The sequence below is a fragment of the Embleya hyalina genome (assembly GCF_003967355.1).
Classification (GTDB): domain Bacteria; phylum Actinomycetota; class Actinomycetes; order Streptomycetales; family Streptomycetaceae; genus Embleya; species Embleya hyalina.
The window spans coordinates 110814-123855 of record NZ_BIFH01000028.1; the positions used below are offsets into that span (position 1 = coordinate 110814).

Annotated in this window: 13 protein-coding genes; 7 read left to right on the forward strand and 6 right to left on the reverse strand. The window is 70.5% G+C overall.

What is annotated here, in order from left to right:
* Positions 1-8 precede the first annotated feature (8 nt).
* Positions 9-1028: a 1-aminocyclopropane-1-carboxylate deaminase/D-cysteine desulfhydrase gene (locus EMA17_RS30805; RefSeq protein ID WP_246127003.1), complete on the reverse strand. Its 1020-nt coding sequence runs from the start codon at positions 1026-1028 to the stop codon at positions 9-11.
* 201 nt (positions 1029-1229) lie between these two features.
* Between EMA17_RS30805 and EMA17_RS30810 the strand changes: the two genes are divergently transcribed.
* Genes EMA17_RS30810 through EMA17_RS30825 form a run of 4 tightly spaced genes read left to right on the forward strand, consistent with a single transcriptional unit; the run spans position 1230 to position 5339 of the window.
* The gene (locus tag EMA17_RS30810) at positions 1230-2312 is read left to right on the forward strand and encodes an iron-siderophore ABC transporter substrate-binding protein (RefSeq protein ID WP_126640434.1); all 1083 of its coding nucleotides are present in this window, start codon (positions 1230-1232) and stop codon (positions 2310-2312) included.
* A 20-nt stretch (positions 2313-2332) separates the two neighbouring features.
* Positions 2333-3403, forward strand: coding sequence for a FecCD family ABC transporter permease (locus tag EMA17_RS30815; RefSeq protein ID WP_126640435.1), 1071 nt, complete (start codon positions 2333-2335; stop codon positions 3401-3403).
* Positions 3400-4488, forward strand: coding sequence for a FecCD family ABC transporter permease (locus EMA17_RS30820; RefSeq protein ID WP_126640436.1), 1089 nt, complete (start codon positions 3400-3402; stop codon positions 4486-4488). Before EMA17_RS30815 ends, EMA17_RS30820 begins: the two co-directional genes overlap by 4 nt.
* Positions 4485-5339: an ABC transporter ATP-binding protein gene (locus EMA17_RS30825; RefSeq protein ID WP_170222271.1), complete on the forward strand. Its 855-nt coding sequence runs from the start codon at positions 4485-4487 to the stop codon at positions 5337-5339. The genes EMA17_RS30820 and EMA17_RS30825 overlap by 4 nt, the downstream gene beginning before the upstream one ends.
* Here the strand turns inward: EMA17_RS30825 and EMA17_RS30830 are convergent.
* Both EMA17_RS30830 and EMA17_RS30835 read right to left on the reverse strand, forming a co-directional pair.
* Positions 5305-5841, reverse strand: coding sequence for an anthrone oxygenase family protein (locus EMA17_RS30830; RefSeq protein ID WP_126640437.1), 537 nt, complete (start codon positions 5839-5841; stop codon positions 5305-5307). The genes EMA17_RS30825 and EMA17_RS30830 overlap by 35 nt on opposite strands.
* Before the next feature lie 226 nt (positions 5842-6067).
* Positions 6068-7264, reverse strand: a complete 1197-nt coding sequence (locus EMA17_RS30835; RefSeq protein WP_126640438.1) for an MFS transporter — start codon at positions 7262-7264, stop codon at positions 6068-6070.
* A 218-nt stretch (positions 7265-7482) separates the two neighbouring features.
* Here EMA17_RS30835 and EMA17_RS30840 point away from each other — a divergent pair, with 218 nt between their 5' ends.
* Positions 7483-7905, forward strand: coding sequence for a helix-turn-helix domain-containing protein (locus EMA17_RS30840; protein ID WP_126640439.1), 423 nt, complete (start codon positions 7483-7485; stop codon positions 7903-7905).
* Positions 7906-7964: 59 nt separating this feature from the next.
* Here the strand turns inward: EMA17_RS30840 and EMA17_RS30845 are convergent, their stop codons facing one another.
* The 3 genes from EMA17_RS30845 to EMA17_RS30855 all read right to left on the reverse strand — a co-directional run bounded on the left by EMA17_RS30845 (position 7965) and on the right by EMA17_RS30855 (position 10689).
* Positions 7965-8552, reverse strand: a complete 588-nt coding sequence (locus tag EMA17_RS30845) for a ClpP family protease (RefSeq protein ID WP_126640440.1) — start codon at positions 8550-8552, stop codon at positions 7965-7967.
* Positions 8549-9178: a ClpP family protease gene (locus tag EMA17_RS30850; RefSeq protein ID WP_126640441.1), complete on the reverse strand. Its 630-nt coding sequence runs from the start codon at positions 9176-9178 to the stop codon at positions 8549-8551. Before EMA17_RS30850 ends, EMA17_RS30845 begins: the two co-directional genes overlap by 4 nt.
* Positions 9179-9483: 305 nt before the next feature.
* Positions 9484-10689 (reverse strand): trypsin-like serine peptidase, encoded by a 1206-nt coding sequence (locus EMA17_RS30855; RefSeq protein ID WP_126640442.1) that lies wholly within the window; start codon positions 10687-10689, stop codon positions 9484-9486.
* 353 nt (positions 10690-11042) lie between these two features.
* Here EMA17_RS30855 and EMA17_RS30860 point away from each other — a divergent pair, with 353 nt between their 5' ends.
* Both EMA17_RS30860 and EMA17_RS30865 read left to right on the forward strand, forming a co-directional pair.
* A complete protein-coding gene (locus tag EMA17_RS30860) occupies positions 11043-11615 on the forward strand; it encodes a flavin reductase family protein (protein WP_126640443.1) in 573 nt (190 codons plus the stop codon).
* Positions 11616-11631: 16 nt separating this feature from the next.
* Positions 11632-12618 carry a helix-turn-helix domain-containing protein gene (locus EMA17_RS30865; protein WP_160161624.1) on the forward strand — a complete coding sequence of 329 codons (987 nt, stop codon included), beginning with the start codon at positions 11632-11634 and terminating at the stop codon, positions 12616-12618.
* The last annotated feature ends 424 nt before the right edge of the window (positions 12619-13042 follow it).

A 13042-nucleotide genomic window follows, 5' to 3' on the forward strand; every position in this document is an offset into this window, starting at 1 on the left:
GCGGAGGATCAGCGCGGCCCGTGCGTGTGCAGGTACAGCACCGCCCCGTCGCCGAGATCGCCGCGTGCGTTCATGTCGCGCAGGGCCGCCAACGCCTTCGCGGTGTAGACCGGTTCGAGCTCCGGGCCGCCGATCGTGCGGCTGTCACGGATGATTCGTTCCGCCTCCGGTGTCGGATGCCCGTATCCCGCGCCCAGCCAGTCGCGGGTCGTCGTCACGTCCTCGGGACGCAGGTCCGTGACCCTGATGTCGCCGGTCCGTCTGCGCAGCAGCCGCGCGGTCCTGTTCGCCATCTCGGCGATCCGCCGGGCATCCAGGGGCAGTCGGTCGTTCACCACGATTCCCGTCACGCGGGTGCGCAGGCCGGCCAGGCGCAGGCCGAGGGCGAGCCCGGCGGCCGTACCTCCGCTGCCGACCGGGAGCACGACATGCGACGGCTCGGGCAGTTCGCCCGCGTCGACCTGTGCGGCGATCTCCAGGCCGCACTCGACGTACCCGAGCATCCCGACCGGTGACGAGCCGCCGGTCGGCAGGACGTACGCCGGCCTGAACCGCCCGCCGACGAACCGCCCGTGACGCAGGATCAGCCACGGCGCCAGGAGGTGGGTGCGCGCCTTGGTGCGCGTGCGGTGGATCGTCGCCCCGGAAGCCTCGAGCTGCTCCGACCGCAGGAGTACATGCTCGTCGAGCGGCTGGTCCACCAGGGCGAGGGCGACGTGGATCCCGTGTGCGCGGGCGAACCGCGCCGTCGCCAACCCGTGGTTGGTGCCGAGCGCCCCGAAGGTGAGGATGGTCGGCGACCGCCGCCCCAGCGCCGCGGCGATCACCCACTCCAACTTGCGGACCTTGTTGCCGCCCCAGAGATCGCCGAACCCGCTCTCGTCCTTGATCCACACCTCGGCCGCGCCGTCCGCGAGCCCGGAGAGCCGACCGACCGGGGTCGGCCGCTCGCCGAGCGGGAGGTGACGGAAGAACGGCCAATCGGGGTCGTGCGTGGGGAAACGCTCGTGCAGCAGCGGAGTCTTCACGGTATCCAGCCTACGGATCACGGGGGGCCGCGATCGGGGTGCGGGCCTCGGGGGGGAGGGTGCATAAAGGGCGGCCGGGAGGTTAGCTTAGGCTGTCCTAACAAGCACGATGTTTTCGGGCGGTACTACACCGCTCTCCTTTGGTGACGGTTCGTGGTTGATTCGTTACCGACTGTACGGTCGGCAAGAAAGAGGTCATCGATGTCTCTCCGGTTCGAGGGCGGGGTTCGCCGCCGATTCGCGGCGCCCGTCGCGGCGGTTGTCATGGCGCTCGTGCTGGGTGCCTGTGGATCGAAGGACGACAAGGACGACAAGTCCGCCGGGGCCGACCGTCCCGCCGGCCCCGCGGGTGCGCCCGCCGCCGACGTCCCCGGTGCCTTCCCGGTCAGCATCAAAAGTGCCCTGGGCACGGCCACGATCACCAGGAAACCCGAGCGGGTCGTGACGCTGGGGCAGGGCTCGGCGGAGACCTCGATCGCGCTGGGGCGGATCCCCGTCGGCATCGAGAGCTACGCGTGGGGCAGCGACGGGTCCGGCTATCTGCCGTGGATCCACGAGGCGGTCACCAAGTCCGGCGGCAAGCTGCCGAAGCAGTTCAAGGGCGGCGAGGAACTCGACATCGAGGCCGTCGCCGCGCTCGATCCGGACGTCATCCTCGCGCCCTGGTCCGGCATCACACAGAAGCAGTACGACCTGCTGAAGGACATCGCCCCCACGGTCGCGTATCCGGACAAGGCCTGGAGCACCGACTGGGACCAGCAGATCGACATCGTCGGCAGGGCGCTCGGTCAGCCGGACAAGGCCAAGGAGGCGACGGCCAGGATCAGGCAGCAGTTGGCGGACGCGTCGGCGACCCGGCCGAACTACAAGAACGTCACCTTCTCCTATATCTACACGACCGGCCCCGGCACGCTCGGCGTCTTCAAGCCGGGAGAGCAGCGGGTCTCCGTGGTCTCCTCGCTCGGGCTCAAGGTCGACCCGGTCGTGAACACCTTCCCGGAGACCGACGGCACCGACTCGGCGGTCATCGGTCTGGAGAACGCCGACAAACTCGCCGCCAGCGACGTCGTCTTCACCTTCTACACCGACGACAAGACGCGCCGGGAGATCGAGGCCCAGCCGCTCTACGCGTCGATACCGGCGGTCAAGCGCGGCGCCGTCGTGGCGAGCAACGACAATCCGTTCGTCACCGCGTCGTCGATGATCAACCCGCTCACCGTGCCGTGGAGCATCCAGCGCTACCTCCCGCAGATCGACGCGGCGGTCGCCAAGGCCGGCAAGTAGCCCCGACCGAACCGACGCGCATGAAAGCCGACAGCGAAGTCCCCGACGGCGACTCCGGAATCGACACCGCGACGGCCGACGCCGGCCCGGTCGCGGCCACCGGCGTCGTGTTGCGGACCACCGTCCTCCTGATCGGGTGCCTGGTCCTGCTGCTCGTCGCGCTCTTCGCGAGCGTGATGTTCGGCAGCAGGACGACGTCCTTCGGGGACGTGGTCGACGTGCTCACCGGTCACGGTGACCCGTACCTGACCACGGTGGTGGAGAGCCGCTACCCCCGGACCGCGCTCGGCGTACTCGCCGGCGCGAGTCTGGCGGTCGCCGGCACCCTGATGCAGGGCGTCACCCGAAATCCACTGGCCGACCCGGGACTTCTGGGCATCAACGCGGGTGCGGCGGCCGGCATCGTGACCGGCACCGCCTTCGCCGGCGCGACCGGCGGTTGGGCGGCCCTGTGGTGGGCGCTGCCCGGTGCGCTGCTCGCCGGCGGGTTCGTGCACATCCTGGGCGGGGGCGGTGCGGGCGGTGGCACCGTGCGCCTCGTACTGGCCGGCGCCGTGTTGTCCGCGGTGCTCGGCGCGTACATCCAGGCGGTCGCGCTCAGCAAGCCCAAGGTGTTCGACAGCTACCGCTACTGGGTCGTGGGCGCGCTGGGCGGACGCGGGTGGGACGTGTTCTGGTCGGTGTCGCCGCTCGCCGGACTCGGGCTGGCCGCCGCGCTGTTGCTCGGCCCCGGGCTCAACGCCCTTGCCCTGGGCGACGAATCGGCCACCGCGCTCGGCACCAACCCGGCCGTACTGCGTGCGAGCGGTCTGGCCGCGGCCACCGTCGCGAGCGCCGCGGCGACCGCGGCCGTGGGCCCGATCGCCTTCGTCGGCCTGGGCGTCCCGCACATCGTGCGAGCGATGGTCGGCACCGACTTCCGGCGACAGATCGCCTTCTCGGCCCTGCTCGGACCGGCCCTGCTGCTCCTCGCCGACGTGGTGGGACGGGTCCTGCTCCGCCCCCAGGAGTTGATGGTCGGCGTGGTCACGGCCTTCGTGGGCGCGCCGGCGCTCCTGATCGCGGTACGGCGGATGCGGGTGGCGACATGAGCACGGTCGAGGTCGAACCCGAAGGCGGTGCGGGCACGTCCGTGCGGGTGCGTCGGCCGCGCGGCTACCTGCGGATCGGGAACCTGGTCGCGCTGCCCGTGCGCGGGGTCACCGTGCTCGCGGCGATCGTCGTGCTCGTCCTGACCGTCGCGGCGGCCGTCGCCACGCTGACCCTGGGGCGGCTCGGGATCGCGCCCGGCGACCTGCTGCCGGCGATCCTCGGCGGTGCGGAGGGCAAGGAGAAGTTCGTCCTGAACCGGCTGCGCGGGCCGCGGCTCGTGGTCTGCCTGGGTGCGGGAGCCGCGTTCGGGCTGTCGGGCGCGCTGTTCCAGACGGCCACCCGCAATCCGCTGGCCAGTCCGGATGTGATCGGGCTCGCGAGCGGCGCGGGCGCGGGTGCGGCGATCTTCGCGCTGGCCATGCCCGGCGGCGCACCCGTGTGGCTCGGCGCGCTCCTCGGCGCGACCGGCGCGATGGGCGTGGTGCACCTGGCCACCGGCACCGGCTTTCGCGATCCGGGGCGGCTGGTCGTCGCCGGGATCGGGGTGGCCGCGATCGGTACCGCGATCACCCAATACGTGGTCTACGTCGTCGAGCGGGACAAGGCCAGTGCGCTGAGCGCGTACGTCAACGGCAGCGTCGCGGCCCGATCCTGGGCCGACGCCGCGACCATCGGCCTGGTCCTGCTGGTGGTGGCCGTCCCGGCCGTGGTGCTGTCCCGGCACCTGGATCTCGGCGAGATGGGCGACGAGGTGGCCCGCTCGCTCGGCGGCAACCCCGGTCGGGCCCGAACCTGTGGGGTGGTCCTGGCCATCGTGCTGTCCGCGGGCGCGGTCACCGTGGCCGGCCCGGTCGCCTTCATCGCGCTCACCGCGCCGCAGATCGCCCGTCGGTCGACCCGCGGATCCGGCCCGCACCTGGTGCTCTCCACCCTGGTCGGGATGCTGCTGCTGACCGTCGCCGACCTGGCCGCCCAACAACTGCCGTACGTCGAACCGCTTCCCGTCGGCATCTACACCCTCGCCTTCGGCGGGGCCTACCTCGGATTCCTGCTGACCCGCGAGTGGAGGAGTGGTCGACTGTGACCGCCGAACCGGCCCCCGCGCCCGTCGGGCTCAGCGCCCGCGACGTGACCCTGTCGTACGGTCGGAGCCCCGTCGTCGAGGGCGTCGACCTCGACCTCCCCGACGGGGGCCTCACCGTGATCGTGGGCCCCAACGGCTGCGGGAAGTCCACGCTGCTCAAGTCGTTCGCCCGGGTGCTGCGTCCCGTCGGCGGCACGATCAACCTCGCCGGTCGGGACGTACACGCCTACCGGGGACGGGAGTTCGCCCGGAAGGTGGCGCTGTTGCCGCAGAGTCCGATCGCCCCCGAGGGCATCACGGTGCGCGGCCTGGTCCGGCGTGGCCGGCACCCGCACCACACCCTGCTGCGGCAATGGTCCCCGGACGACGATCGCGCGATCGCCTTCGCCCTCGACCGCACCGGCCTCGCCGACCTGGCGGAGACCCCGGTGGGCGATCTGTCCGGCGGGCAGCGGCAACGTGCGTGGATCGCGATGGTGCTCGCCCAGCAGACCCCGGTGATCCTGCTCGACGAGCCGACCACCTTCCTGGACATCGCGCATCAGTACGAACTCCTGGAGCTGTGCGCGGAGTTGAACCGCGAGGGCCGCACGATCGCGGCCGTCCTGCACGACCTCGACCAGGCCGCCCGCTTCGCCTCGAACCTGATCGTGATGAAGTCCGGCCGCATCGTCGCCGAGGGTTCGCCCGACGCGGTCCTGACCGCCGAACGTGTTCACGACGTCTTCGCCCTTCCCTGCGACATCGCCCGGGACCCGATCACCGGAACCCCCAAGGTCATTCCCCACACCCGCACCCCACGGAGCGGTTCGGGCGTCATGCCGAGCGGCGGTGCAGGCGTACGGCCTTGATCATGGCGAGGGTGGCGGCGGTGGAGAGGGCGGCGCGGATGCCGTTCCAGATGTTCCAGGTGGTTTCGAAGTCGGTGCGGGTTGTGGTGGGGTCGGTGGTGCCGGCGTGGGCGAGCATCTGGTTGAGGGGGACGTTGATGCCGGAGGTGGTCAGGACGGTGGTGGTGTAGAGGGCGAGGGCGGCGAGGGCCCACTTCATGGCGGTGCCGCCGCCGAGTCGGCGGAGTTTCCAGGCGGCGACGGCGGGGGCGGCCATGGCGGCGGTGAAGACGGCGAAGAACAGGGGGTTCTCGATGCCGGTGTTGATGTCCCGCATGGTGGTCACGAAGTCGGCGTCGTCCTTGGTGCCGAGCCAGGGCATCACGGCGGTGGAGAAGGCGACGTAGGTGCCGGCCATGAGGGTGTTGGCGACGGCGCCGGCGGTGAGCCAGCGGCCGACGGTGGTGCGGGTGCGGGCCGTGGCGGTCGAGCCGGCGGCGAGGGTGTGGTCGATGGCGGCCATGGTGAACTCCCTTGTGGCGAGGCGGTGTCGGGTGTCGGGACGGTGGCTTTCGCGGTGGTCCGCCGGGCCGTTCCTTCCGACACCTCAAGATTCGCGGGTGCGCCGCCCCCGAACAACGGCCGATCACGCAACCACCATTAACCCTCGTGTTATCCATCCGGCCGCCGCCTTCGCGGGGCCCTTGCGCCTTGGTCCGACCCCGTGCGACGCCCGCCCTCCCGGGCGTTCAGTCGCGCCTCGTGCGCCACATGGCCAGGGAGGTCAGCGCGGTCAGGACGGCGCCGGAGAGCAGGATGCCGGTGGGGGAGATGGCGTCGACCACGATGCCGCCGAGCAGGGCGCCGAGGGCGATGGCCAGGTTGAACATCGAGGTGTTGAGGGCGGTCGCGGCCTCGGTGTCCTCGGCGGCCGAGGAGCGCAGGATCCAGGTCTGTACGCTCACCGGCACACCGCCGAAGGCCAGGCCCCACAGCAGGAGCATCGCCGCGCCGCTGATTCGGGTGGTGCCCAGGAGCGGGAACAGGGCCAGGACACCGGCCAGTACCGCGCTGATCGCCACGATCGTGCCGCGCAGGTTGCGGGCCGCGGCGGTGCCGGCGAGGAAGTTGCCCGCGATGCCGGCGATGCCGAAGCCGAGCAGCAGGGGGCCGACCATGCCCTTGTCCAGCCCGGAGACGTCCTCGAGGACGGGACCGACGAAGGTGAAGGCGGCGAAGTGGCCGCTGACCAGGAGGAAGGTGGCCAGGACGCCGGTACGCACGGCCGGGTTGCGGAACTGGGCGGGCAGGGCGCGCAGTCGGACCGGTTCGCCGGCCGGGATCGGCGGGACCAGGAAGACCAGCGCGGTGATCACGAGCAGGCCGAGCGCGGCGACGGACAGGAAGGCCACGCGCCAGGTGGCGAGGTTGCCGATCAGTGTTCCGGCGGGCACGCCGAGGACGTTGGCGGCGGTGGCGCCGCCGAAGGTGATCGCCACGGCGCGGGGGATGTGCGCCTCGGGCACGAGGCGGACGGCGAGGCCGGCCGCGAGGGCCCAGAACCCGCCGATGCCGATGCCGACCAGGAACCGGGTGACCAGCAGGACGGCGAAGTTGGGGGCGAACGCCGAGCCGAGGGTGGCCACGACCATCAGGGTGATCAGGGCGAGCAGGACCAACCGGCGGTCGAGCCTGCCGATCAGGACGGGAAGTATCGGCGCGGTCGCGGCGGCGACCAGGCCCGGGACGGTGACCATGAGGCCGGCCAGACCCTCGGACACCCCGAGCGATCCGCCGACGGAGGTCAGCAGGCCGACCGGGAGTTGTTCGACGGTCACCACGGAGAACGTGCCGACCGCGAGGGCGATCACGGCGAGCCAACGCTTGAGCGAAACCGTCGGGGTGGTGGCCGAGTCACGGTGCGGGTCGGTGTGGGTGGTGGTCATGACGGGCTCCCTCTGAGCGCCTGGTGTTGTCTTAGCGCTAAGAGAAAACCATGAAACTCGGTGAACGTCAATTAAATGAGCGTTGAGATAAATCGACGGCCGGTACACCCGCGAGCGGCGCGCCGGGGACCGACCGGCGAACGCCCCGGCGCGGCTCGCCGATTTCGCCCGCGGCGGACAACGCGGAAACGGCGCGGCGTCGCGGCCTACGATGAACCATGGCCGAGACCGCTCCACCGCTTTCGCCCCGCACCGACGACAAGGCGCGCCTCGCGCCGGCGCCCACGCCCGTCGCGCCCGTGCCTGCCGCGCCCACGGCCGCGCCTCGCCGCCCGGCCCCCGTGCCGGACCGCGAGCCGCTGTGGAGACACGTGCTCGGCGAACACCTGCGATCGTTGCGCCACGAACGCGGCGAAACCCTCGCCGAGACGGCCGGCCGGGCCGGTCTGTCGCCGCAATACCTCTCCGAGGTGGAGCGTGGCATCAAGGAGCCGTCGAGCGAGATGATCGCGGCCCTCGGCGGCGCGCTGGACGTGACCCTCGGCGACCTGACGATCGCCGTCGCCGACATCCTGACGCGCGCCCGCCCGACGGGCCGTTCCGCCCCGGTGTGCCGCGCCGCCTTCGGCCTGGCGGCCTGACCGCACGTCGTCACGGAGCGGGCGGGGCGCGCCGGGCCGGGCACATCGGCGTCAGCGCGTCACCGCTCCTCCAGCACCATGTCGATCAGGCCGTACTCCTTCGCGCCCTCGGCGGTGAACACCCGATCGTGGTCGGTGTCCGCGCGTAGGGTGGCCGTGCTGTTGCCGGTGTGCCGGGACAGGATCCGCTCGATGTCCGCGCGCACGCGCACCACTTCGTCGGCCTGCAGGATCAGATCGGGGATCGCGCCGCGACCCTGCGCGGCGGGCTGGTGGAGCACGACCCGTGCGTGCGGCAGCGCGGCGCGCTTGCCCGGCGCGCCGGCGGCGAGCAGCACCGCGCCGACCGCGACCGCCTGGCCGACACACGTGGTGGCGATCTCGGAACGCACGTACCGCATCGTGTCGTACACCGCCAACATCGCGCTGGGGTCGCCGCCCTCGCAGTTGATGTAGAACTGGATCTCGCGGTCGTGGTTGTCCGCCTCCAGGAACAACAACTGCGCCACGAGCGCGTTGGCCACGCCCGCGTCGATCGCGGTGCCGAGGTAGACGACACGCTCCGCGAGCAGATGCGAGTACACGTCCATGATGCGTTCGCCGCGCGAGTCGCGGGTGATCACGTTCGGAATGGCGTAGGTGCTCATGCCAGGGCCCCCTGGAAGCCGGCGTTGGTGGTGAGGCGGCGCGGGCCGCGCGGCGCGATCTCGGCGAAGTCCGCCACGATCGCGTCGACGAAGCCGTAGTCGAGCGCTTCGCGCGCGGTGTACCAGCGGTCGTGGAGCGAGTCCTCGAAGATGCGCTCGGCCGGCTGTCCGGTGTCCTCGGCGATCAGGCCGAGCACCGTGTCGCGGGTGTGCCGCAGGTCGTTGGCCTGCAACTCGATGTCCACGGCCGTCCCGCCGATGCCCGCGGAGCCCTGGTGCATCAGCACCCGGGCGTGCGGGAGCGCCCGGCGCTTGCCGCGCGTGCCCGCCGAGAGCAGGAACTGGCCCGCGCTGTACGCGATTCCGAGTACCAGCGTGGATACGTCGCAGGGGATCACCCGCATGACGTCGCGGATCGCGAGCATCGCCGGCACCGAGCCGCCGGGCGAGTGGATCCACAGCGCGATGTCGGCCTTCGGGTCCTCTGCCGCCAGGGTCAGCAACTGCGTGGTGAGCAGCGTGCCGTTGTCGTCGTCCAACGGTCCGTCGAGCAGCAGCACGCGCTGCGTGTACAGGTCGCGTCGGGTGTGTTCGAGGAGGATGGAACTCTTCGGGTCATCGCTCATGTCTCCACCCTGAGCCCTCGGGCCGGCCGGCGACGACCGGATCTGCCCTGAGCGGATCCGCTCACAGCAGATCCCCGAGGCCCGCCCGCGCACGACCCCAACGGGCCGGGCCGGTCCGCCGATTCGCCGACCCCGCCCGCCGATCCGACCGAGCCGCGCTCTCGCGGCAGTCGGATCGTGAACGTCCGGCCCTCGCCGAGGGCGCTGCGGGCCGGCCGGCCGACCCCGACGCGAGCCCTGTCCGGTACCCGAACCCGACGTGCCCCCGGCCCGCGGTCGGGGGCACGCCCGGTTCGGGGCGCGGGTCAGACGGTCGCGTTCCGCGCGACGTCGTACATCGCCCGGGTCAGGTCGCCGAAGCCGTTGGACATCAGGTACGGGCCGTACGCCCAGTTGGGGGTGCCGCAGTGGACGATCGCCCAGGCCGCGTCCCACCAGGGGGAGGTGCCGGTGGAGTCGGTGAAGCGCGAGGTGACCGCGATCTGGGTGCCGGTACCGGTGGCCGGGTCGAAGTTCATCAGCCAGGGACCGCCGCTGGAGCCGGGCGACATCGCCGAGGCCATGTCGTGGGCCAAACCGACGGTCGAGTCGCCGATGGTGTCGCCGCGCGCGTACATCAGGGTCCGGCCGTCGAATCCGCGTCGCAGTGAGGGGGCGACGCCGAAGTCGGCGGCGGTACTGCCGTCGCTGTTCCTCGACCAGTACCAGTTGCGATTGTTGTCGGTCGGATAGCCGAACTGATGCAGCGCCAGCGGGTTCGCGGCCACGCCGAACGCGATGTCCTGGCCGCCGGTGACCTGTTGGATCGGGGTGGGGTCGCCGGGGCGTTCGACGGTGGCCATGGCGACGTCGCCGCCGGACCGGAAGGTGCTGTCACCGTCCCAGGTGGGGGTGATCCAGGCGCGCGTGACACCCCAGACGCCGTACGGGGCGACGTCGGTGCCGGGCGGGGGCGCGGTGGAGTCGTCGGTGCCGGTGAAGCGGGGCACGTTCGCGCCGTTGAAGCCCGGGATGAACACCGCGTTGACCACGACGTCGTCGCCGAGCGCGCCCCGCAGGTTGGCCGTCACCTTGAAGCAGTGGCCCGCGGTGACGATGGTGCTCCTGTTGGCGGCGGTGATCACGTTCGCCGAGCACGCGGACGGTACGTACTGGCCGGGGTCGAAGGAATTGCGGTACACCATCAGCAACTTGCCGGTGGTCCGGGACACCGTGCCCTGCCCGGCCCACGGCCTGGCGAGGTCGTCCCAGCCGCCCGGCGGCGGAAACGCGTCGGCGCCGTCGGCATTGAGGCCGTACTCGGCGATCCGCGCCAGGTTCCACCAGTTCACCTCGGTCTGCAACATCCCCGCGTGACCGACCGGGTCGCCCGTGACCAGGCGCGGCAGTTCGACCGGAGCGGTGTCGTCGGCGCGGGCCGCGGCCGGGGCCGCGAACAACGCCGCGGCGGTGAGCCCGAGCACGCCCACCAGTGTGGTGAACCTGCCGCGTAACGTGCGTCGTAGGTACATGATGTGCTCCACGTCCTCTCGAAACAGGCGGGAAAACAACGACTGTCGCCTTCATGACCGGCCGGTCGGTCACAAGGTGGGCGGGACGGGTACAACTGTCAAGACGACCGGTCGGTTCGGCCGTCGGGAAGTCGAGATGAGCGATGGCGCGGCCGGACCGGGACGCGAGGCGTTGTCGCGGGCGGGGCTCGAAGTCGCCGACGCGTGCGTTCGCATCGAGACGAAAAGCTCCGGGGGCCGGCCGGCAACTGCGCCGGGGGCCAAAGCCGGCCGGAGGTCTTGGTGGCTCGGGCCAACGCCGCGTTCCGGCCGCTCATTATGCTTCGAGGAGTGGCCAATCGAGGAGTTCGGTGATGGTTGTCCCGTTCGACACGACGGAATTCCGACGCACACTCGGACATCTGCCGACCGGCGTCACGGTGATCACCACCACCGGACCGTTCGGTGGGCCCGTCGGCATGGCGTGCAATTCCTTCATGTCGGTGTCGTTGACGCCCCCGCTGGTGATGTTCTGCGTGGGCAACGAGTCGTCGACACTGATCGATCTTCGACGCAGCGGCACGTTCTGCGTCAACGTCCTCGGCAGTGACCAGGGACGGTTGTGCCGGCAGTTCTCGGTCAAGGACATCGATCGCTTCGCCGACGTGCGCTGGAGCGAGGCAGCGGCCGGACCGGAACTGGCGGACGCGCTCGCCTGGTTGGCGTGCACCATCGACGTCGAGCATGCCTCCGGTGATCACGTGATCATCGTCGGCAGGGTGAACGCACTACGGGCGAACCGCGACGAGCCGGCGCCGTTGGTGTTCCATCGGGGCAGGTTCGGGACGTTCCATGAGACGGTGGAACCGCTCGCGGCAACCGGGGCCCCGCCCCGGTCGGGGGCCGGTACCAACGGTCGGACCCCGTCGTCCGTACGGAATACATAGTTCACATGGAGTGCCCTTGTTTCCCGAACCGGATGCCGGATTGTTCGAAGTCTACGAATGGAGCCTGAGCCGGGACGGATTCGCGGTCGACGACGTCGCCCACGCATTCGGCCTCACGGACCCCGACGCGAGTGAGGCGATCGTCGCCACGCTCCTGGGACTCCAGCTCATTCGACCGTCCCACGACCGGGACGCCTGGTTCGTACCCGCGGATCCGAGCATCGCATCCGCGAATCTCCTGACCAGGAGCGAACTGGAACTGCTCCAACGGAAACAGGCGACAGGGCAGTTGCGCAACGACCTCGCCCGGCTCTCGTTGTTGTTCCGGTCGAGCAAGTTCGGCAGCCAGTACACGAATTCGTTCGACATCGTGAAAGTACCCGAGACGATCGGGCTGTTGTTGTCCGAATCGGCGGCGAACAGTTCCGACGAAATCGTCTGCATGCAACCCCGGAGCGAGTGGCCGGCCGAGAATCTGGTCGAGGCACGGGCCCGGGACTTCCACCGGCCCGACACGGGCGTGCCCATGCGCGTCCTGTACCAGCACGCCGCCCGATTCGACACACCGACCCGCGAACACGCGGGAAGGCTGGTCGAATCCGGCGTGGAGGTACGCACGGCCGGGGCGCTCTTCGGCACGATGTTCATCTTCGACCGCACCGCCGCGTACATCCTGGCGAGCGGCGAGGACGGCGGTGCCCTGGTGGTGCAGGAACGTTCGCTGATCGACTTCCTGTACTCGTGTTTCGAGCATGTCTGGGCGACGGCCAAGGAGTTCGACACCGGGCGTGCGGAAACCGACCTGATCAGCAACGACATGAAGAAGGAGATCGTCAGGATGTTGATCTCCGGTGCCAAGGACGAGGCCATCGCCCGACGCCTGGGTGTGTCGGTGCGCACGTGTCGCAAACACATCGGTCAGGTCATGCAGATGTTCGGTGCGACAAGCCGCTTCCAGTTCGGCTACCTGGTGAAGGAGGCCAACCTCGCGGAGGACGTGTAGCCCTCTGACCTGCGTGTTCGCACCGCGAGTGGGCTTCGTCGAGTGGCGGAGGGAGAGCTTCATCAAGTGGAAGTGCAGCTTGATGAGCGGGTCGCGGGCTGGAGTCCGCCGGCCCTCCGGCACAGACTTGTAAGCCGTGAGAACAATGCGATCGCGAAGCGGTCGTCCCGAAATCGGATTTCGTAACAGTCATCGCAGAGAACGGCCTCGCAGTCGGCGTCGCGGCGACGCGACTCGGTCGACCTGACGATCCATGCCCGTATTCGGCGTGCGCTTTTGCCTGCGCGCTTCCTTCTCGACTTCGGACAACCTTCCTCCGGAAATGCTTCCGCACGCACAACGCACAAGCTGGGGTGATGATGAGCGGGTCTGTCGTTCGTGACATCGGTCGGGGGTCGCCCGGACCTCGCGCCGTCACGGCACG